Source organism: Nocardia sp. GTS18 (assembly GCF_013839555.1).
In the GTDB taxonomy this organism is placed as follows: Bacteria; Actinomycetota; Actinomycetes; order Mycobacteriales; family Mycobacteriaceae; genus Nocardia; species Nocardia rosealba.
The window spans coordinates 1-20381 of the sequence record NZ_JACBIU010000049.1 but is presented as its reverse complement, the minus strand read 5'-3'; the positions used below and the strand labels follow the sequence as shown (position 1 = coordinate 20381).

Sequence of the window (20381 nt, the reverse complement as noted above, 5' to 3'; positions counted from 1 at the left end):
GAGCGGGTGGCGATGAGCGAGGACAAGACCGGGCGCAAGAATCCCGGATTCAGTGCGGTCGTCGACTGGCGGCTGGCCGCGAGGACCGGTGCGCTGCTCGCGCCACCGGGACCACGTACCTCGCGCGAGACAGCCGAACAGGTCGTCGCCGAACTGGCCTCGGCCTCGATCCTGGCCGAGATGCCGGTGCGCGAGGTGAGCGGGCTGCTCGACGACCGGCCGGTACCCGAGGCGCGGATCGTCGACCGGCCCGGTTGGATCGCGGCGGCCGCCGACTCGATGTCGGTGCTCACCGGCACCGGCGCGGGCAAAGGCCCGTTCGCGGGGAAACCGGCGGGCGTGCAGGCCGGGACCATGCTGGCGTTCCTGTCCACCGCGATCCTCGGCCAATACGACCCGTTCACCGGTGAGGACGGCACCTTGCTGCTGGTCGCGCCCAATATTCTCGGGGTCGAACGTGCCCTCGGGGTGGACTCCAGCGATTTCCGGCTGTGGGTGTGCCTGCACGAGGTGACCCACCGGGTGCAGTTCTCCTCGGCACCCTGGCTCGCCGGATACATGCGCACCAATGTCGACATCCTCAGCGAGGTCGGCGAGGAACCGATGAGCGAGATGCTCACCCGGCTCGTCGGCGAACTGCGCGCCCGCCGCAGCGGTGACCTCGCCGAGGACCCGAACGCCAAGGGCATCGTCGGCCTGCTGCGCGCGGCCCAGGCGCCACCTCAGCGCGAGGCACTCGACCGGCTGCTCATGCTCGGCACCCTGCTCGAAGGTCACGCCGACCACGTGATGGACGCCGTCGGCCCCTCGGTGGTGCCGAGCGTCGCCCACATCCGGGCCGCCTTCGATCGGCGCAGGCAGAAGCCGTCCAACCCGATCCAGCGGATCCTGCGGGCGCTGCTCGGCGTGGACGCCAAGGTGGCGCAGTACGTGCGGGGCAAGAAATTCGTCGACGCGGTGGTCGAGCGGGTGGGCGTCACGGAGTTCAACACCATCTGGACGAATGCGGACACGCTGCCTCGACTCGACGAGGTCGATGCGCCGCAACGGTGGATCGACCGCGTGCTGTAGCCGGTGCGGACGCCGAAACTCCCCGAAACCCCGGCGGTGCTGGCAGTGCGCCGTGCCGTGCGCCAGTGGTTCAGCGCGCACGGTGAGCGCGGTCCGGTCGTCGTCGCCTTGTCGGGAGGCGCCGATTCGCTGGCGTTGGTCGCGGGCGCCGTCATCGAGTGCGGGGCGGTGACCGCCGTCGTCGTGGATCACCGGCTACAGGACGGGTCGGGCGAGGTTGCCCGGCGGGCTGCCGACCAGGCTCTCGCGCTGGGCTGCGTGGACGCGCAGGTCGTCGCGGTCGAGGTCGGACGCGAGGGTGGGGTCGAGGCGGCGGCTCGGGCGGCTCGGTACGCGGCGCTGGAGTCGGTGCGGGACGGTCGGCCGGTTCTGCTCGGGCACACCCTCGACGATCAGGCCGAGACGGTGTTGCTCGGCTTGGCGCGTGGGTCGGGTGGGCGGTCCATTCAGGGGATGGTGGCGTGGAACGAGCCGTGGGGGCGGCCGTTGCTCGGGGTACGGCGGGCGCAGACCGAGCAGCTGTGCGCCGACCTGGGGCTCGAGGCGTGGCGCGATCCGCACAACGACGACCCGGCCTACACGCGGGTGCGGGTGCGCAACGAGGTGCTGCCGTTGCTCGAGGACGTGCTCGGCGGGGGTGTGGCGCAGGCGTTGGCCCGCACCGCCGACCAGCTGCGCGCCGACGGTGCCGTCCTCGACGACCTCGCGCGCGAACTCCTGGGCGCCGCCCGAATGCCTGCCGTTCGACCCCGAGCTGTGCTCGGCGAGACCCGGTCGCCGACCGCTGAAGGGCCGTCGTCGGCTCGGCCCGCTGGTGGCGTCGGTGAGACCGGTGGGCCGATGATCTACGAAGGGGCAGACGCCGGACCCGGCAGTGGCGGCGACGACAGCGATCGGTCCGCCCTCGCGATCGAGATTCTGACCACTGCACCGGCGGCCCTGCGTCGCCGGGCGATCCGCGCCTGGCTGACCGAACAGGGCGTCAGCGGCCTGATGAACACCCACTTACAGGCGATCGACGAGCTGGTGAGCAACTGGCGCGGTCAGGGTGGGGTGGCGATCGGGGGCGGGAGCAGGGCCCACCGGTTGGTCGTGGTGCGTGAACATGGCACGCTGACCGTGCGCGCCCAGCCGCGTTTCGATGCCACATAATGGATCGGTCGAGCCGGGACCGACACCACGAAGGGATACCCACTTCCGTGTACGGAGACGACATCGCGTCGGTGCTGATCACCGAAGACGAGATCAAGGCAAAGATCGAAGAGCTCGCCGAACTCGTCGCCAAACGGTACCCGCCGGATTCTCCCGAAGGCGACCTGCTGCTGATCTGCGTCCTCAAGGGCGCGATCTTCTTCGTGACCGACTTCGCCAGGGCCCTGCCCATCCCCACCCAGCTCGAATTCATGGCCGTGTCGTCCTACGGGTCGTCCACCTCGTCCTCGGGCGTCGTGCGCATCATGAAGGACCTGGACAAGGACATCGCGGGCCGCAACGTCCTCATCGTCGAAGACATCATCGACTCGGGCCTGACCCTGTCGTGGCTCAAGCGCAACCTGGCCACCCGCAACCCGGCCTCGCTGGAAGTGGTGACCCTGCTGCGCAAGCCCGACGCCTTACGCACCCCGGTCGACGTGGCTCACGTCGGCTTCGACATCCCCAACGAGTTCGTCGTCGGCTACGGCCTCGACTACGCCGAGCGCTACCGCGACCTGCCCTACATCGGCACCCTGAACCCCGCCGTCTACTCCTGAGCCGAGCCCACGCGCAATAGCGCGCGGATATCGGTCTCGATCACCCGGAACACCAGCAGCGCCCCGACGAAACCGAGCACCCCGCCCGCGCACACCGTGCGCAGCGGGGTGAGCGTCGCGAGCAGGTCGTCGACCGGCAGGAACGTCGCGCCCGCGATGGTGAGCAGCGGAATCGACGCGGCCACCACCAGGTACCGGTGGCAGCGGGCGCGCAGGCCCGACAGCGCCGCGTGGTCGGCGCGCAGGTCCTGACCGTGGTGCAGGAGCAGCGGATACACGCAGCGCACCAGGTACAGGGTGATGAGGAAGAACGGGTAGGTCATCGCGACCGCGGCGCACAGGCAGGCGACCAGCAGCAGGTGGATCGCGGTGCGCATCGGCGGGTCGTCGACCAGGTTCAACGTGATCGCCAGCCCGGCCGAGCCCGCGATCCACAGGACGAAGGCCACGGCCACGGCCCAGTCGGCCAGGCGCAGGCAATCGCGGCCGGTGCGCGCGAGCACGGCCGGCTCGCACGGTCTGCCCGCGCGCAGTCGGCGGGGCACGGTGAGCAGCCGCCTGCCCAGATAGATCATGGTCGCGGCGCCCGCGGTGAAGAAGGCCGCGTTCATGGTGATCGCGTAGGTCCGCCGGATGGGTTGGACCGCGGGGTCGAGTCCGTGGAGCAGGGACATGTTGAGTCCCCGGTTGTAGTAGGCAGCCAGCAGATTCGGGATGAGGATCGCCAGGGCGAGTACGGGAAACAGGTACGGCTGCAAGCGGTTTCGCCAGCTGCGTGGTGGTGGGTCGACGAGTTCGCGGGCGTGGGGGTCGAGGCAGAGCTCGAATTGCGCGACCAGGAGGTCGGCGTCCGACCAGCGATTCTCGCGTTCGGGCGACAGGCAGGTGAGCAGAATTCGGCGCAACGCGGCCGGGCAATCGGCGGGCAGCTCGCCGACCACCGCACCGTGGCGGCGATCCAGCACCGCGGCCGGGTCGTCGTTGTCGCCGTCGAAAGGCTTTGTCCCCGTGAGCAGTTCCCATAGCAACACCCCGAGGGAGAAGATGTCGGCGCGAGTGTCCAGGTCGGCGGGATCGCGCCCGAAGTAGCAGGCTTCGAGCTGCTCGGGTGACATGTAGGCCGGCGAGCCACCGAAGTAGGACGCGGCGGACACCTCGGTGGCCGAGTGGCTGAAACTGATGTTGAAGTCGGCCAGCTTGGGCACGCCTTCGGCGGTGAGTAGCACGTTGGCCGGCTTCACGTCGCGATGCAGCACGCCACGTGCGGCGGCGTAGCTCAGCGCGGCCGCGAGTCTGCTGCCCAGCCACGCGACGGTCTCGGGCCAGGTCAGTGCGGCGATCTCGCCGCGCACCGCCGAGTCGCCCGGGCGGATCTCGCCCTTTTCCTCCATGGCCGCGTCGACGGCGTCGAGCAGCAGGGCGCTGGTTCGTTCGGCGGGTGGGGTGGCGCGCACCCAGCGCAGCACACCGAGCAGGGTGCCACCGGGCAGGAACTGCATGTACAGCAGGCGCAGGGGGGTCGGGCCGTCGAGTACCTGCTGGTCGAAGACGCGCACGATGTAGTCGTGGTCCAGGCGGGCCAGCGTCTGCGGTTCGGTGCCGCTGTCGGCGGAGATCTTCACCGCGACCAGGCGCTGCATCGACCGCTGCCTGGCCAGGAACACCCGCGCGAACGCGCCCGCGCCCAATTCGGTGAGCAATTCGAAATCGCCGAGCCGTGTATGGACCTCGATCCGGTCGAGCGCACGGCAATCGGCCGGATGCATGGTCGCGCTGTGGACAGGCGAGGGCCGGGTCGCCTCCGCGGTGCGGGTGGAGCTCACGGCTGGGCATACGCACGCGCGGACGTGATGGTTCAGCTCACCACCCGTTCCAGCGCGCGCAGGTCGGCCTCGAGCGCACGGAACAGCAGATACGACCAGATGAACGCGATGATGCCGCCCACGCACAGCACCCGGACCGCGACGATCACCGAGGGGATGTCGGCGGGCGGCAGGAACGTCAGCCCGGCCACCGCGAGCAGCGGCACCGAGGCGGCAACGGCCAGGTACCACGTGCAGCGGCGGCTCAACCCGCGCAGCCAGGCGCTGTCGTCGGCGCTGATCTCACCGTGGCGCAGGAACACCGGGTAGAGGCAGCGGATCAGGTAGAACGTGACGAGAAAGAACGGATACGCCACCGCGATAGCCCCGCACACCAGCAGCGACGCGAGGAAGTGCACCACCGCCCGGCCGGGCACGTTGCCGGTGGCCAGTTGCAGCGCGATGGGGAAGGTGACTCCGGCCAGCGCCCACAGCGAGAACGCGACGACCACCGCTTGGTCGCCGAACCGCACGGTGTCGTGTCTGGCCCGGCGCAGGGTGGCCGGGTCGTAGCGTCGGCCCTTGCGTAATCCGCCGGGCACACCCAACAGGAAACGGGCCAGATAGATCAGCAGCGCCGCTCCCGCGGGGAAGAACACCAGGTTCACCCCGGCCGTGATGATGATGAACGTCTGCTGCGCCGACTCACCGAGCCGGCTCACCACCAGCGTCTGATTGTGCTGGATGTTGTACCAGGAGGCCAGGGCGTTGGGAATGCCTATGGCCAGTACGAGAACCAGCAGGGGCCAACGCCGCAACCGGATCCGCCAGCTGTTCGGCGGTGGGTCGACCAGGTCACGAGCGCGTTCGTCCAGGCACAGGTCGAACTGTTTGGCCAGCGTCGCGCCGTCGGCCCAGCGGCCCGCCCGATCGGGCGTCAGACAGGTGAGCAGAACGCGGCGCAGCGCCGACGGGCAGTTCGGCGGCACCCGCTCCATCGCGGCCGCGTCGACGCCGGAACTGCGCCGCTCGAGCATGGCCTCGAGGGTGGTCTCGTCGCCTCGGCCCTCGGCTTCGGCGGTGGAGTCGTCGAACGGTTTCGCCCCGGTGAGCAACTCCCACAGCACCACGCCGAGGGAGTAGATGTCGGCACGGGTGTCGAGGTCGGCGGCGCTGCGGCCGCGCCCGGGATGACAGGCCTCGAGCTGCTCCGGCGACATGTACGACAGCGACCCACCGAAGTAGGCGACCGGACTCGTGCCTTCGACCGACCGGCTGAAACTGATGTTGAAATCGGCGAGCTTGGGCACGCCCTCGGCGGTGAGCAGCACATTCGCCGGTTTCACGTCGCGGTGCAGCACACCGTGCGCGGCGGCGTAGTCGAGCGCCTCGGCCAGTCTGCGCCCCAACCAGGCGACGGTTTCGGGCCAGCTCAGGGCGGCGATCTCGGCGCGCACACTGGAATCGGTCGGGCGGATCTCGCCCTTCTCCTCCATCGCCGCGTCGACCGCCTCGAGCAGCAGTTTGCCGCTGCGCTCGGCGGGCGCGGTCGACCGGACCCAGCGCAACAGGCCGAGCAGCGTGCCGCCCGGCAGGAACTGCATGTACAGCAGCCGCAACCGGCGCGCGCCCGTGGGCTCGGGATCCGCGTCGAGCAACTGCTGATCGAACACGCGGACGATGTAGTCGTGGTCGAGCTGGGCGAGCGTCTGCGGCTCCGTGCCGCGGTCGGCGGAGATCTTCACCGCGACCAGCCGCTGCATGGACCGCTGTCGCGCCAGGAACACCCGTGCGAACGCACCTGTACCCAGTCCGGTGAGCAACTCGAAGTCGCCGATCCGCTGACCGATCTCGATCCGGTCGAGCGCGACGAACGCACCGGGCACCGAACCGGCCGCCGTGGCGGCCGAGGGCGCTGACGCGGGCGCGGTCGCTGTCGCGGTGAAGTCGAAGTTCGACATCTGGGTACTACGGGTCTGCTCGGCCGGCTGGTTCACCGTCGCGTCGGGGTCGACGACGCGGTGGGTGCTCTGGTCCAGGTCGTCGGCGTTGAGCAGCGCGCGCAGGCTGGGGGCCTGGTGCGGGTATTCGCGCAGACAGTCGCGCGGATCGACCCGCTCACCGCTGTGCCTGCGGATCACGAACTCCTCGAAGACCAACCCGGCGGGCAGCGCCTCGGGTTCGAGTTCGGGAAACTCCGCGCAGTACTCGGTGAGCCGCTTGCGAGGGATGGTCTCGGCGGCGTGATGCAACCACCGCTGACGCAGATCCACCCGGATCAACTCGTGCAACGCCTGCCTGCGCAGCGTGCGCGCATCGGGGAGGAACTCGGCGATATCGGGTGGTTCACCGTCGACCGTGCCCCAGGCGGCGGCGAATGCCTCGACCATGTCGGCGCGCACGTTCAGATACCGACCGGTACTCGCGTCGGGTTGTTCACCGCTTGCGGTGTTATCACTCATCAGCCGACCTAAGGTTCGCGCGGATCGGTACGAATTTCCTTCCGCCACACCCGACGTCATCGTGCCCCGAGCCGTACCCGAAATGATAACTTGCGCCTGGAGAGCTGATCACCCGATTTTCGACGACCATGCGACGGGGGCGAATCCGCACATGCACGATGACCTCACAGCGGTAGCATGGGAGTCCGTCGACGACGACGGCGTGACGGACGCTGAGGTGGCGATGAACTCCTCCCACCAACCCGCCGACGACTTCCCGATCGGCGGCCCGGCCGCAGCACTGGCCGCGCGGGTGCGAGCGGGCACGATCACGCCCGCCGACGCGGTCGCCGACGCGCTCACCCGCATCTCGTCGGAGAACCACAAGATCAACGCCTTCACCGTCGTGCGGTCCGAACGGGCGCGCGCGGAGGCACTCGAACTCACCGCGCGACCCGACCTGGACGAGTTGCCGTTGGCCGGGGTTCCGGTCGCGGTGAAGCAGAACATCGCCGTCGCGGGGGAGCCGACCACGGCCGGCTCGGCCGCCACGTCCGCCGAGGTGGAAACGGCCGATCACCCCGTGGTCGCGAGGTTGCGGGCGGCGGGCGCGATCGTCGTCGGGCTGACCGCGATGCCCGAGCTCGGCCTGTGGGCCAACACCGACGCCGACGGGCGCGTCACCCGCAACCCGCGCGATGTGGGCCGCACGCCGGGTGGTTCCTCCGGCGGCGCGGCCGCGGCCGTGGCGGCGGGCCTGGTCCCCATCGCACACGGCAACGACGGGCTCGGCTCGATCCGGGTGCCCGCCGCCGCCTGCGGTGTGTTCGGCATCAAACCCGGTCGCGACGTGGTTCCGGCCGGTATCGGCGCCGACTCCTGGGCGGGCATGGCCGAGAACGGTATCCTCGCGACCACCGTCTCCGACGCCGCCCTCGCCCTCTCGGTGCTGGCCGACCGCAGTGATCTGGCCGACCTACGGCCACCGCAGCGACTACGTATCGGACTGGCCGTGGCTCCGCCGTCGCGACTGGTCCGGGTCGATCGGCACTGGACGGCGGCGGCGCGCACCGCGGGTGCGCGCGCGGCAGCGGCCGGGCACCTCGTGGAGCCCGTCGAACTGCCCTACGGCGACGCGGCACTGGCGATGCTGTTGCGCTGGCCGACAGCGGGATTGGCCGACGCCGAGCGACTGGCCGACCCCGACCGGCTCCAACCACGCACCCGCAGGCACCTGGCCCTCGGCCGGCTCATCCGCCGCCTGCGCCTGGTCCGGCCCAGTCAGGCCGACCGGGCCGAGGCCAGGCTGCTCGACTTCTTCGAGAATTTCGACGTGGTGATCACCCCGACGCTGGCCGCCCCGCCGCCCAAGGCGCGGCAGTGGAGCAGGCGCGGCTGGGCCGCCAATGTCGTGTCGTCGGTGCGCTACGCACCGTTCACCGGCGTGTGGAATCTGGTCGGCTGGCCGGCCGCGTCACTACCGATGGGCATCCATCCCGAGGCGCACACCCCGCTCGCCGCGCAATTGGCCGGCCCACCCGGCACCGAGGCGACCCTGCTCGGCCTGGCCGCCCAACTCGAACTGACGAACTAGACCGCGATCGGCTGCGGTGCCTGCGCCGGCTCGGAGAAACCACCGTCGACAGCGCGACCGGCGAATTCCAGAATCGTCGGACGGGTGTCGTCGGCGCGCCAGGCCACGGCCAGCTCGCACGGCGAAAGACCGGCGACCGGTCGCGCGGTGAGACCGGGCCAGCGGTACATCGGCACATTGTTCTCGGCCAGCAGGCACACACCCAGGCCGAGGCTCACGGCCTCGAGCTTGTCTTCGGGGGTGGCGGCTTCGGCGCCGATCTTGGCCGCGCGACCACCGCGCGCGTCGTTGCCGAGCCAGAAGTCGCGCACCGCCCCGGCTTCGGTCGGCAGGGCGACGAACGGCTCGTCGAGCAGATCGGCGAAGTCGATGGTGTCGCGCTCGGCCAGCGCGTGGTTCTCCGGCAGCAGCACCCAGCGCGGCTCGGTGCGCAGCACCTGCCAGCGGTAGCGGTTGGGGTCGGGCAGCGGCAGCCACACCAAGGCCAGGTCGGCCTGGCGGCCCGCCAGCCCGCTCGACGGGTCGTTCCAGGACGCCGCGTGCAGGGCGAGGCGGTGTCCGCTCGCGCTTTCCAGATCGTTGAGCAGGCCGCGACCGAGCGCGGACTGGATGCCGACGCGCAGCACCTCGCCTGCTTCCTGGAGGGACACGTTGGTCACCTCCCACAGCTCGAGGATCTTGCGGGCGCCCTCGAGTAGTTCCTTACCGGCGACGGTGAGGGCGACGCTGCGCTGATTGCGGTCGAACAGGACCACGTCGAGCTGGCGTTCGAGCTGGCGGATCTGGCGGGAAAGCGTCGGCTGGGCGATATGCAGCCGCTGAGCGGCGTTGGTGAAATGCAGTTCCTCAGCGACGGCGACGAAATACCGCAGATCGCGCAAATGCGGGTCCATAGCACCTTGCTATCAGAATCGGTCGGGAAAATCTAGCCAAAACGGGCAGAGAAGTTCGCGAAAGCGGGTCAAAACAGTCACCAGGTCGGTATCTCACAGCATATGGCCTGGCATGGTGCAACGCACCACCGAGCCCGATCGAATTTCGCCGACGACCGATGTGAGCGGCGGCATCGCGACACCTGGGCGTTTGACCAGGGCAAATGCGTTGCTTTTCACAGCGGGAACGGCGCTCCGTGCGCTGTCACGGGGCCTTGCGGCGACTCGCTGACCACGCAGAACCGACAAATCAGTGACATTGATCACAATTTGGTTTGCGGGACCTACTTGCCGCCTTTGAGTCGCCACACCTTGGGCAGGTCCACTCGCCGCAGCCCACGCGCACCGGCCAACCGCATCGCCGCCACCGCCACGACGAGTTTGTTCATGTCATAGGGGAACCAGAACAGTTCTTTGGACATGGTCGGCAGCTTCGGCGCCGTGATCGCCTGGGCGCGGCAGTACTTCCGGATTCCGGCCGCGCCACCCCAGCGCGCGCCGACGCCGGATTTGCCCCAGCCACCCATCGGCATGGCGAAATTGAACAGGTTGGCGAATACGTCGTTGATGTTCACCGCGCCCGCGTTCAGCCGCCTCGCCACGCGTTGCCCACGCGCCTTGTCACCCGTCCACACCGACGCGGAAAGGCCGTAGATCGAATCGTTGGCGAGCCGTACCGCCTCGTCCTCGTCGGCCACCTTCATCACCGGAAGGGTCGGGCCGAACGTTTCCTCGGCGACACACGACATCGAATGGTCCACGTCGACGAGCACTGTCGGCTCGAAGAAGGTGCCGACGCCGGTGGGTTTACCGCCGGTGGTCACCCGCGCGCCCGCCGCGACGGCCTCGTTCACGTGACGTTCCACGATGCGCAGCTGGTTCTCGTTGGCCAGCGCGCCGACATCGTTGCGTGACTCACGGTCGTCGGCGCCCTGGCGCAGCGCCGCGACCGCCGCCGTCAGCTTCTCGACGAATTCGTCGTAGACCGGTGCCTCGACGTACACGCGCTCCACCGAAATGCACACCTGACCGGCGTTGAACATGCCGCCGAAGGCGATGCCGTGCGCGGCGCGGTCCAAGTCGGCGTCGGCCAGGACGATCGCCGGGTCCTTGCCGCCGAGCTCGAGACTGTAGGGCACCATGCGGTCGGCGCAGGCCTGCGCGATCTTGCGGCCGGTCGCGGTGGAACCGGTGAACTGGACGTAATCGGCGTTGTCGACCACGGCCGCTCCGGTCGCGCCCGCGCCGGTCACCACCTTGAACACCGGCGGCGCGCCGATCTCGGCCCAGCCGCGGGCCAGCTCGACCGCGGACAGCGGCGTCACCTCCGACGGTTTGAGAATCACGGCGGCACCGGCGGCCAGCGCCGGGAACACGTCGATCGCGGGCATCGCGAGCGGGAAGTTCCACGGCGTGATGACACCGACCACCTGATACGGCCGATAGGTGACGGTGAGGGCCTTGACCCTGGCCAGCGGGCTGTGCGGCGACGGGTGATCGTCGCCGAGGAACTTGGCGGCCCGGCGCGCGTAGTAGCCGGCCAGATCGACCGCGAAGGCCGGGTCGATCAGTGCGTCGACGCGCGGCTTGGCGGTCTCGGACTGCAGCACGTCGGCCAGGTGTTCGGTGTTGTCGATCAACCAGTCCTGCAGCTTCAGCAGCCACTCCTTGCGCCCGTTCGGCCCGATGGCCTCCCATTCGGGCTGGTAGAGGCGCAGTTCGCGGACGGCGGCCGCGACGTCGTCCGGGTCGGTGACGGGCACCGTTCCCACGGATTCGCCCGTTGCCGGGTTGCGGACGTCGATCACCTGGTCGATATGTGTCACGGTTGTGCTCCCCACTGCGTTGTGTGAATCACAACCAGCCTGGCACGGTCGTGCCCGTACGTCACGGGTTATCGGCGCACCGGTTCCCCGGTGCGCGCGAATCGTCCTCGGTCTAGCCGGTCTCGGACACCTCGGCATCGCGTGCCGCGATCCGGCGCAACGGTGGTTCCGTCGGCGGCGGCACGCGGCGGTCGGGGAGTTCGGCGAGCAGGGTGGTCGTGGCCGCGGCGATGGCGGCGACGGCCTTGTCGACCGCGGGTTTGGTGGTGCTGCTCAGCCCGGAGATGCCGCCGACTTTGCGCACATATTGCAAGGCGGCAGCGTAGATCTCCTGCTCGGTGGCGGCAGGCTCCAGACCACGCAAGACGGTGATATTTCTACACATGACAGAACAATAGACCTGTGGGGCACATCACTGCAGGGCAAGAAGACACTAGACTCGGCCGCATGCCTGCTCGGGGAGTACCAGCGCTGACCACCTTTCCCTACCCGGAACTCGACGAGCGCGAGGAAGACCACTGGTCGGGGGCGGGCGTCAGCGACGACGAACTGCGCGCCCTGGCACTCGGTGCCTTCTATTCCACCCGCTGGGACGCCTTCCACGACGCCATGCTGCTCGGTCCCGAACGCGAACACCCCCTCGGTGACCGGCGCGAACTCGCCATCGACACGCTCACCGGTGCGTGGGGGATCACCGACGGCAACGAGGCGCGCGCCTCGATGGAACAGCTCCTCGAAGGCATGCACGCGCCCCTGTACGCGCTGGTGCATCCGCTGGTGATGGCGTCCGTCAATGCCAGTGAACGCGACCGTTTCGGCGAACGCGCCGACCGGCACCGCGCCTTCCTGCGCCAGGTCGGTTCCTTCCGCGGGATGGACAACCCGGAGGCGCTGGTCCGCGACTACGACATCTGGGCCCAGGCCATCAAGATCGGTTTCACCGAGCACCTGGCCCGCCCCCTGCCCAACGACATCCACGCCTGGGACCTGGCGCGCGTGGTCGCGGTGGCGCGGATGGCGTTCACGGCCGGGTATCTAGAGGCCGATGTGGCGTGGGAGTACGTCATGCGCGCGTTGCCGCCCGCCCAGCGCCGCTACCGCAACTGGCGCCAGTTCGGTGACGCCTATCTAGCGGGCTGGACCTACTGGCAGGCCACCGAGGACCTCGCCGAACTCAAGAACGGCGGTGTCGACCGGCGGATGGAACTGCTGCGGCTGTGGACCCGCCCGACCAGCCCCTGGCGGCGCATCGAACTCAACGACTCCGAACCGAAAACCGAGGCGCCGACCGAAGAACCCAGTTGACCGAGCTACAGGCTGCGTAGGATTCCGCGGCCGTAGCGCTGGAACTGGGTGTCGTCGACCATGCCGAGCGAATGCCGCTCCACCAGCAGTTCCCATTCGCTGTAGAGCTGGGTGACACCGGGATCGGCGGGCCCCGGCGCGCCGTCGGCCGCCTGCCTGCGCACGGCGAAGTTCACCGCACAGGTCACCCGTTCGATATCGGCCCGGTCGACACCCGCGAAATGCAGGGTGCGATTGCCGTCGCCGACATCCATCCCCGAGCCGCCGTGCCTGGTGTCGATCTCACCGGGCGCCGCATGACTCTCGACCGTCCTGGCGCCCAGAATCGCGGGAACGGGCAGCTCGTGGGCATAACGATCGCCGCCGATGCCGATGAACAGCAGCCGGTCGGTCGTCGCCGCGAGCAGCCCGGTACCCGAGCCGGCGGGCGGCGAGGCGATGGCGATCGCGGTCTCGAGCACGTATTCGTCGGAGGTGACGTACCGGTGCAGCGCATTGATCGCCGAGCGGGCGTCCTTGCGTGGCGCCATCCGGCGCACGGCACGATCCACGTCGGCGCGGACCGGCCCGGACTTGCCCCACTCGGGAGCGGGCGGCGTGAGATCGGGCGCGGCGATATCGGTGCGCTGGGTGGCCATGATCTGGTCGTTGATCCGGTCGACGATGCCGAGCGCGGTCGGCACGTCGTGTTCGGCGATCAGCACCGGAAGCGGGGTGCGGTCGGCGGGCACACCGGTGAGTACGGCGGTGGGATAACGCAGATAGATCTCGATCACCACCGCGTCGTCGGCGCGGCGGTTCAGCCGGACTTTGAGCAGGTCGGCGATGGGAACGTCGAGAACCCGTTCGCCGTCGGTACCCGGCCGCAGGACGGTGAGCCGCCCTTCGCCGTGGCGCAGAATCGCTGTGGGTGTTCGTAGCTCGACGATGTCCGTACCCCCTGCGCTGTAGTTGTGTCCTCGCCCACGATAAGACGGGCATGACATGATTGTGGCCACTTGCAACAACCCGGACGGGGTACTCGGGAACCTCTCCCGTTCCCCGGCCGTTTACCAGTGCAGCTGCACCAGCAGCCGAACTGCGCGATGTATCGACTAGACCGTACGCGGTAACGTGGCATGTCCGCATCCGAATCCCGCCGATCTCGACAGCTTCGCTAGGCACACCCCGGAGAAATAACCGGAAAGGACTGGGCCGTCCGGCCGACGCTCTATGAACCGCAAGACAGTGTTTCGCACCTTGGCGATCATCTCGGGCATCATGCTCATGATCTGGCTGTTCAGCTATCTCGGCGATGACACGCGCGGCTGGGAGAGTGTCGACACCTCCGTGGCGCTCAGTCAGCTGGAGAACAAGGACAACGTCAAGAACGTCCAGATCGACGACAAGGAGCAGCAGCTCCGCGTCGAACTGAACAACGGCAACGACGCGACCAAGAACAACGCCAAGATCGTCGCCAAGTACCCCGGCGGTGGCGAGACCTCCGCCAAGATCCTCGACGCGGTCCAGAAGTCGGGCGCGCCCTACGACACGGTGGTCAAGCAGGAGAGCTGGCTGTCACAGCTGCTGCTGTTCATCGTGCCGATGGTGCTGCTGGTCGGCCTGTTCATCTTCGTGATGTCGCGCATGCAGGGCGGTGGTCGCGGCGGCATGATGGGCTTCGGTAAGTCCAAGGCCAAGCTGCTGTCCAAGGACATGCCCAAGACCACGTTCAAGGACGTGGCCGGTGCCGACGAGGCCGTCGAAGAGCTGTACGAGATCAAGGACTTCCTGCAGAATCCGGCCCGCTACCAGGCGCTCGGCGCGAAGATCCCGAAGGGCGTGCTGCTCTACGGTCCGCCCGGCACCGGTAAGACGCTGCTGGCCCGCGCGGTCGCCGGTGAGGCGGGTGTGCCGTTCTTCACCATCTCCGGTTCGGACTTCGTCGAGATGTTCGTCGGTGTCGGTGCCTCGCGCGTGCGTGACCTGTTCGAGCAGGCCAAGCAGAACAGCCCCTGCATCATCTTCGTCGACGAGATCGACGCGGTCGGCCGCCAGCGCGGCGCGGGCCTCGGCGGCGGTCACGACGAACGTGAGCAGACCCTCAACCAGCTGCTGGTCGAGATGGACGGCTTCGGCGACCGGTCCAACATCATCCTGATCGCGGCGACCAACCGCCCCGACATCCTCGATCCCGCGCTGCTTCGCCCCGGTCGTTTCGACCGGCAGATCCCGGTGGGCAACCCCGACCTGGCCGGTCGTCGCGCCATCCTTCGGGTGCACTCGGCGGGCAAGCCGATCGCCCAGGATGCCGACCTCGAGGGTCTGGCCAAGCGCACTGTCGGTATGTCCGGTGCCGATCTGGCCAACGTCATCAACGAGGCCGCGCTGCTCACCGCCCGTGAGAACGGGTCGGTCATCACCGGCGAATCGCTCGAGGAGTCGGTCGACCGCGTGATCGGTGGTCCGCGTCGCAAGAGCCGCATCATCAGCGAACACGAGAAGAAGATCACGGCCTACCACGAGGGCGGGCACACGCTCGCCGCGTGGGCGATGCCCGATATCGAGCCGGTCTACAAGGTCACCATCCTGGCGCGCGGCCGCACCGGTGGTCACGCCATGACGGTGCCCGAGGACGACAAGGGCCTGATGACCCGTTCGGAGATGATCTCGCGACTGGTCTTCGCGATGGGTGGCCGCGCGGCCGAGGAACTGGTGTTCCACGAGCCGACGACCGGTGCGTCGTCGGATATCGACCAGGCCACCAAGATCGCGCGCGGCATGGTCACCGAGTACGGCATGAGCGCCCGCCTCGGCGCGGTGCGCTACGGCCAGGAGCAGGGCGACCCGTTCCTCGGCCGCTCCATGGGCGTGCAGGCCGACTACTCGCACGAGGTCGCCCGCGAGATCGACGAGGAGGTGCGCAACCTGATCGAGGCCGCGCACACCGAGGCGTGGTCGATCCTGAGCGAGTACCGCGAGCAGCTCGACGCGCTCGCCACGGCGCTGCTGGAACGCGAAACCCTGCACCGCAAGGATCTCGAGGAGGTTCTCGCCGGTGTGGAGAAGCGTCCGCGCATCACCGCCTTCAACGATTTCGGTGAGCGGCTGCCCTCGGACAAGCCGCCGGTGAAGACCCCGGGCGAGCTGGCGCTCGAGCGTGGCGAGCCGTGGCCGCCGGTGCAGCCCGCCCCCGTTCCGGTGCCCAACGGCGCCCCGCCGCAGCAGCCCAACGGCTACCCGGGCCAGCAGCCCTACGGTCAGCCTGCCCCGCCCGCCGCCGGATACCCGCTGCCCAACGCGCCGACCCAGGCGTTCCCGCGTCCGACGACGGGCACGCACGGTTCGCGTCCGGACTACGGCGCCCCGGCCGGCTGGTCCGCACCCGGCTGGCCGCCGCGCGATGAACAGCAGCAGCCGCAGGGCCAGGGTGGTTGGTCACAGCCGCCCCAGCAGCAGGCCCCTCAGCACCAGCCGCGCCACGGCAGCGAGTTCGAGCCGTGGGGCGAGCAGCCGACCGCACCGCCGCAGCAGCCACCTGCGCGCGATGCGGACCCGGACACCAACGAATGGAACGGCCCGAACGGCCGTTGACGGACCTCCGTCGCGCCCGCCCGGTCGGTGCGCCGCCTGGAACAACACCGGGCGGCGCCCCGACCGGGCACGTGTCGTGGACGCGGACCATCGACACCGGGCCGAGCTGCCGCCGTCGGCCACGCGCCAACTACGCTGGGATGTTCGAGCCGGATCGATTCGGCTCTGGTTGCCGTTCGAGCCGGGACTTTCCGGCTCTGGTGGCCCGACCACTGCCGGATCGGCCCGGCAGCGTTATGCCCCGGAGGTGTGGAGAAGTTGTCGGCCAATAGGAAAGTCGCTGAGCCGGCCGGGAACGGTTCGGGTTTCGACCCGGCCGGTGAGCTCGGTGAGACGAGTCCGGCCCAGCTGACGGCGCTGGCGACAGGCCGCGCGTTCGACCAGCAGCGCGCCGAGGACGCGGTGCGTGAACTGCTGCTCGCGGTCGGTGAGGACCCCGATCGCCCCGGCCTGGTCGACACCCCCGCCCGGGTGGCCCGCGCCTACCGCGAGATGTTCGCCGGCCTCTACACCGAGCCCGACGAGGTACTCGCCACCACCTTCGACGAGGGCCACCAGGAACTCGTGCTCGTGCGTGACATCCCCATGTTCTCCACCTGTGAGCATCACCTGGTGTCGTTCCACGGCGTCGCGCACGTCGGCTACATTCCCGGTCCGCACGGCCGGGTGACGGGCCTGTCGAAGCTGGCCCGCGTGGTCGACCTCTACGCCAAACGCCCGCAGGTGCAGGAACGCCTCACCAGCCAGGTCGCCGACGCGGTGATGCGCAGGCTCGACCCGCGCGGCGCGATCGTGGTGATCGAAGCCGAACACCTGTGCATGGCGATGCGCGGTATCCGCAAGCCCGGCGCGAGCACCACCACCTCGGCGGTGCGTGGCCTCTTACAGACCAATGCCGCCTCGCGATCCGAGGCGCTGGACCTGATCCTGCGCAAATGAACCAGCCCCTCGTGACCGCGCGGGGCGGCCGCTCGTGCGTGGTCATGGGCGTGGTGAACGTGACCGCCGATTCGTTCTCCGACGGTGGCCGCTATCTCGATCCCGACCTCGCGATCGCGCACGGTGTCGCCCTGTACGAGGCGGGCGCCGACATCGTCGATGTGGGTGGTGAGTCCACCAGGCCCGGCGCCGACCGCGTCGACCCGGCCACCGAGGCCGCACGGGTGGCGCCGGTGATCCGCGGGTTGGTCGCGGCGGGTGTGCCGACCAGCGTCGACACCATGCGCGCCGAGGTCGCCGAGGCGGCGCTGGCCGCCGGTGTCGCCGTCGTCAACGACGTGTCCGGCGGGCGAGCCGACCCGGACATGGTCCGGGTGGTCGCCGACGCGGGCGTGCCGTGGATCCTCATGCACTGGCGTGCGGGCGCCGACTATCGCCACACCGGCCCGGCCGACCACTACGACGACGTGGTCGCCGAGGTGCGCGCCGAACTGCGCACCCAGGTGGACCTGGCCGTGGCCGCGGGCATCGCCGCCGACCGGCTGATCCTCGATCCCGGCCTCGGTTTCGCCAAGAACGCCGACCACAACTGGGCCCTGCTCGGTGCCCTTCCGGAGCTGGTCGCCGACGGCCTGCCCATCCTGATCGGCGCGTCTCGCAAACGTTTCCTCGGCGCCCTGCTGGCCGACGAATCCGGCCCGCGCCCGCCCGACGGACGCGAGGTCGCCACCGCGACCGTCTCGGCGCTGGCCGCGACCCACGGCGCCTGGGGTGTGCGCGTCCACGACGTGCGCGCTTCGCTGGACGCCGTCACCGTTGTCGATGCGTGGCAGCGCGCCACCGCCGCCCGAGGAGCCGCCCGATGAACTCACCGTTGCTGCCCCCGCCCGCCGACCGGCCCGCGTCCTCGCGCATAGAACTGCGCGGGCTCACCGTGTTCGGCAGGCACGGCGTGTTCGATTTCGAGCGTCGCGACGGTCAGGAGTTCGTCGTCGACCTCACCGTGTGGGTCGATTTCGCGGCCGCTGCGGCCTCCGACGATCTGGCCGACACGGTCGACTACGGCGCTCTCGCCGAACGCGCCGTGCGCATCGTCGCGGGTCCGCCGCGCGATCTCATCGAAACGGTCGTCTCCGAGATCGCCGACGACGTGATGACCGACCCACGGATCGAAGCGGTCGAAGCGGTGCTGCACAAGCCGAAGGCGCCGATCCCGCACACCTTCACCGATGTGCGCGTGGTCGCCACTCGCTACCGCACCGCGGTGCCGGAGCCGCGCCGATGACCCGTGCGGTGCTCTCGATCGGCGCCAACCTGGGCGACCGGCTCGCCAATCTGCGCAGCGTGCTCGACGCGCTGGGGGAGCGCACCCGCGCGGTGTCACCGGTGTACACCACGGCGCCGTGGGGTGGGGTGGCACAGGACGACTATCTGAATGCCGTTGTGGTGGCCGAGGATCCGTCGTTCGACGACTACGACTGGTTGCGTTTCGGGCAGCGGCTCGAGCAGGCGGCGGGCCGGGTGCGTGAAGTGCGCTGGGGTGCCAGGACTCTCGACGTCGACATCGTGCAATGCGTCGACAGCGGCGAAGCCGTTGTGCGCGACAATGATCCGACGCTGATCCTGCCTCACCCCGAGGCGCACCATCGGGCGTTCGTGCTGGTTCCGTGGCTGGATGTCGAACCCGATGCTCGGCTCTACGTCGACGGCGCCGAGGTGCCCGTCGCCGACCTGCTCGCCGCCGTCGACCCCACCGAACGCGCGGGTGTGATCCGCACCGACCTGGTCCTCGGCGAAGGCGCCCGCCCGTGCTGAAACCGACCCGGCTGCTCGACCTCGCCCTGAATGTCGTGCTGGCCGCGGCCATCGCCTGGACCGCGACCCGCTTCGCCTACTCGACCTTTCCGTCCATCTCGGTGCTCGCGGGCGCCTCGCTGCTGCCGGTGGCCGGGATCGAGGCGGCGCTCGGGTTCGTCGTCAAGAACCGGATCGCCGAGCAGCGCATCGGCGACGGACCGGGCGAACTGCATCCGATCAATGTGGCGCGGGCGGCCGCGCTGGCCAAGGCGTCGTTGCAGGTCGGTTCGCTGGCGGCGGGCGTGTGGCTGGGCTTCCTGCTGTGGGTCTTCCCACAGAGCGGCACGGTCACGGCGGCGGCGTCGGATTCACCGGGCGCGGTGGTCGGTCTGCTCGCCGGTTCCGCCCTGGTTGCCGCAGCTTTGTGGCTCGAGTACTGCTGCCGCGCGCCCGACGAACCACCGGACGAACCGGCAACCACCTAGCAACTTGCGAATGGAATCACCCCCGTTGTCGGTGTGCCGACCAGCTGTTTCCGGCTACCCTGGCCACCATGGTTTCACCCTCCCGTAGCACCACGCCCCGTCGACGGCGGGACGACGCGGGAAAGCTCTTCATCGGCGCCCTCCTTCTCCTCGGCCTGACAGCCAGCGTTTTCCTCGTCTTCAGCGACAATGTGCAATTCGTCCGGATCGGCCTGGTAGCGGCGCTGTGGGCGGCCGTGATCGGTGCCCTCGCGGCCACCCGTTATCGCAAGGACGCGGCCGTCGACAAGGCCAAGGTGCGCGATCTGCAGACGGTGTACGAGTTGCAGCTCGAGCGGGAGATCAACGCCCGCCGCGAATACGAGATGGGCGTCGAGGCACGAGTGCGCGCCGAAGTGGGCGCCGACGCTTCCGAGATCGCGGCCCTGCGTGCGGAGCTCACGTTGCTGCGCCAGAACCTGCAGGTGCTGTTCGAAGGTGCCCTGCCCGATGACCAGCCTGCCCTGCAGGCCGACGCGGTCCGCATCGATGCGCTGCCGAGCGGCGCAACGGCCCATGCCGATTTCGACGCCTTCGACGAGGCGGAGCCCGAAATCGACGATAGCCACGAGGCTGCCGCGGCCGCCTGGTTCGGCCCCTGGCAGCAACCGCCCAGCGCTCTGAAGCCGGTTTTCATGCAGCCGGTGTCGGCCAATTTCGCCGACCCCTACGACGACCCGGTCACCGCCGAGACCTCGGCCGTGCAGCTCGACGAATACGCCGAGTCCCAGCAGTCGACCCCCGAGCCCGAACCGGCCAAGTCGTCGTCGACCAAAACCCCACCCCCGCGCCTGTCGGCCCCCCATACCCGCAAGGTCGACAACGA

General features: G+C 69.3%; 18 protein-coding genes. 12 read left to right on the top strand and 6 right to left on the bottom strand.

The window, feature by feature from the left end:
- Positions 1–12 precede the first annotated feature (12 nt).
- Genes HYG95_RS23345 through hpt form a run of 3 tightly spaced genes read left to right on the top strand, consistent with a single transcriptional unit; the run spans position 13 to position 2822 of the window.
- Positions 13–1071, top strand: a complete 1059-nt coding sequence (locus HYG95_RS23345; protein ID WP_181701069.1) for a zinc-dependent metalloprotease — start codon at positions 13–15, stop codon at positions 1069–1071.
- 3 nt (positions 1072–1074) lie between these two features.
- Complete coding sequence (gene tilS, locus HYG95_RS25010; protein WP_370465898.1) at positions 1075–2223, top strand: tRNA lysidine(34) synthetase TilS; 1149 nt, start codon at positions 1075–1077, stop codon at positions 2221–2223.
- 47 nt (positions 2224–2270) lie between these two features.
- Positions 2271–2822, top strand: a complete 552-nt coding sequence (gene hpt / locus HYG95_RS23330) for a hypoxanthine phosphoribosyltransferase (RefSeq protein ID WP_067495798.1) — start codon at positions 2271–2273, stop codon at positions 2820–2822.
- Here the strand turns inward: hpt and HYG95_RS23325 are convergent.
- On the bottom strand, positions 2813–4645 hold the full coding sequence (locus tag HYG95_RS23325) for a serine/threonine-protein kinase (protein WP_357171745.1): 1833 nt from the start codon (positions 4643–4645) through the stop codon (positions 2813–2815). The genes hpt and HYG95_RS23325 overlap by 10 nt on opposite strands.
- A 32-nt stretch (positions 4646–4677) precedes the next feature.
- The gene (locus HYG95_RS23320) at positions 4678–7086 is read right to left on the bottom strand and encodes a protein kinase (RefSeq protein WP_181701067.1); all 2409 of its coding nucleotides are present in this window, start codon (positions 7084–7086) and stop codon (positions 4678–4680) included.
- 223 nt (positions 7087–7309) lie between these two features.
- On the opposite strand from HYG95_RS23320, the gene HYG95_RS23315 reads away from it, so the two are divergent.
- Positions 7310–8659 carry an amidase gene (locus tag HYG95_RS23315; protein ID WP_255495644.1) on the top strand — a complete coding sequence of 450 codons (1350 nt, stop codon included), beginning with the start codon at positions 7310–7312 and terminating at the stop codon, positions 8657–8659.
- Here HYG95_RS23315 and HYG95_RS23310 read toward each other — a convergent pair.
- From HYG95_RS23310 to HYG95_RS23300, 3 genes are all read right to left on the bottom strand, one after another.
- The gene (locus HYG95_RS23310) at positions 8656–9552 is read right to left on the bottom strand and encodes a LysR family transcriptional regulator (protein ID WP_067495793.1); all 897 of its coding nucleotides are present in this window, start codon (positions 9550–9552) and stop codon (positions 8656–8658) included. The two genes, HYG95_RS23315 and HYG95_RS23310, sit on opposite strands and share 4 nt — an antisense overlap.
- A gap of 323 nt (positions 9553–9875) precedes the next feature.
- Entirely contained in the window at positions 9876–11417 is a 1542-nt protein-coding gene (locus tag HYG95_RS23305) for an aldehyde dehydrogenase family protein (protein WP_370465897.1), read from the bottom strand.
- Between the two features lie 112 nt (positions 11418–11529).
- Positions 11530–11802 carry a DUF2277 domain-containing protein gene (locus HYG95_RS23300; RefSeq protein WP_067495790.1) on the bottom strand — a complete coding sequence of 91 codons (273 nt, stop codon included), beginning with the start codon at positions 11800–11802 and terminating at the stop codon, positions 11530–11532.
- Positions 11803–11864: 62 nt separating this feature from the next.
- Between HYG95_RS23300 and HYG95_RS23295 the strand changes: the two genes are divergently transcribed.
- The gene (locus HYG95_RS23295) at positions 11865–12722 is read left to right on the top strand and encodes a DUF1266 domain-containing protein (RefSeq protein WP_181701063.1); all 858 of its coding nucleotides are present in this window, start codon (positions 11865–11867) and stop codon (positions 12720–12722) included.
- A 5-nt stretch (positions 12723–12727) separates the two neighbouring features.
- Here the strand turns inward: HYG95_RS23295 and HYG95_RS23290 are convergent, their stop codons facing one another.
- Entirely contained in the window at positions 12728–13708 is a 981-nt protein-coding gene (locus HYG95_RS23290; protein ID WP_255495643.1) for a hypothetical protein, read from the bottom strand.
- A gap of 226 nt (positions 13709–13934) precedes the next feature.
- Here HYG95_RS23290 and ftsH point away from each other — a divergent pair, with 226 nt between their 5' ends.
- The 7 genes from ftsH to HYG95_RS23255 all read left to right on the top strand — a co-directional run.
- Positions 13935–16295 (top strand): ATP-dependent zinc metalloprotease FtsH, encoded by a 2361-nt coding sequence (ftsH, locus tag HYG95_RS23285; protein WP_181701061.1) that lies wholly within the window; start codon positions 13935–13937, stop codon positions 16293–16295.
- Positions 16296–16643: 348 nt separating this feature from the next.
- A complete protein-coding gene (gene folE / locus HYG95_RS23280; protein WP_181701085.1) occupies positions 16644–17234 on the top strand; it encodes a GTP cyclohydrolase I FolE in 591 nt (196 codons plus the stop codon).
- On the top strand, positions 17231–18100 hold the full coding sequence (gene folP, locus HYG95_RS23275; protein WP_181701059.1) for a dihydropteroate synthase: 870 nt from the start codon (positions 17231–17233) through the stop codon (positions 18098–18100). Before folE ends, folP begins: the two co-directional genes overlap by 4 nt.
- Positions 18097–18519 (top strand): dihydroneopterin aldolase, encoded by a 423-nt coding sequence (gene folB / locus HYG95_RS23270; protein WP_181701057.1) that lies wholly within the window; start codon positions 18097–18099, stop codon positions 18517–18519. Before folP ends, folB begins: the two co-directional genes overlap by 4 nt.
- Positions 18516–19049 (top strand): 2-amino-4-hydroxy-6-hydroxymethyldihydropteridine diphosphokinase, encoded by a 534-nt coding sequence (folK, locus tag HYG95_RS23265; protein WP_181701055.1) that lies wholly within the window; start codon positions 18516–18518, stop codon positions 19047–19049. The genes folB and folK overlap by 4 nt, the downstream gene beginning before the upstream one ends.
- A complete protein-coding gene (locus tag HYG95_RS23260) occupies positions 19043–19516 on the top strand; it encodes a DUF3180 domain-containing protein (RefSeq protein WP_067640545.1) in 474 nt (157 codons plus the stop codon). Before folK ends, HYG95_RS23260 begins: the two co-directional genes overlap by 7 nt.
- A gap of 68 nt (positions 19517–19584) precedes the next feature.
- Positions 19585–20381, top strand: a 797-nt coding sequence (locus tag HYG95_RS23255) for a DUF6779 domain-containing protein (RefSeq protein WP_181701053.1), incomplete at its 3' end; no start/stop codon positions are given.

Coding starts and splice junctions, on each gene's coding strand:
- HYG95_RS23345 (WP_181701069.1), top strand. CDS start 13: ATGAGCGAGGACAAGACCGGGCGCAAGAATCCCGGATTCAGTGCGGTC.
- HYG95_RS23320 (WP_181701067.1), bottom strand. CDS start 7,086: ATGAGTGATAACACCGCAAGCGGTGAACAACCCGACGCGAGTACCGGT.
- HYG95_RS23315 (WP_255495644.1), top strand. CDS start 7,310: ATGAACTCCTCCCACCAACCCGCCGACGACTTCCCGATCGGCGGCCCG.
- HYG95_RS23310 (WP_067495793.1), bottom strand. CDS start 9,552: ATGGACCCGCATTTGCGCGATCTGCGGTATTTCGTCGCCGTCGCTGAG.
- HYG95_RS23300 (WP_067495790.1), bottom strand. CDS start 11,802: ATGTGTAGAAATATCACCGTCTTGCGTGGTCTGGAGCCTGCCGCCACC.
- HYG95_RS23295 (WP_181701063.1), top strand. CDS start 11,865: ATGCCTGCTCGGGGAGTACCAGCGCTGACCACCTTTCCCTACCCGGAA.
- HYG95_RS23290 (WP_255495643.1), bottom strand. CDS start 13,708: ATGTCATGCCCGTCTTATCGTGGGCGAGGACACAACTACAGCGCAGGG.
- ftsH (WP_181701061.1), top strand. CDS start 13,935: ATGAACCGCAAGACAGTGTTTCGCACCTTGGCGATCATCTCGGGCATC.
- folP (WP_181701059.1), top strand. CDS start 17,231: ATGAACCAGCCCCTCGTGACCGCGCGGGGCGGCCGCTCGTGCGTGGTC.
- folB (WP_181701057.1), top strand. CDS start 18,097: ATGAACTCACCGTTGCTGCCCCCGCCCGCCGACCGGCCCGCGTCCTCG.
- folK (WP_181701055.1), top strand. CDS start 18,516: ATGACCCGTGCGGTGCTCTCGATCGGCGCCAACCTGGGCGACCGGCTC.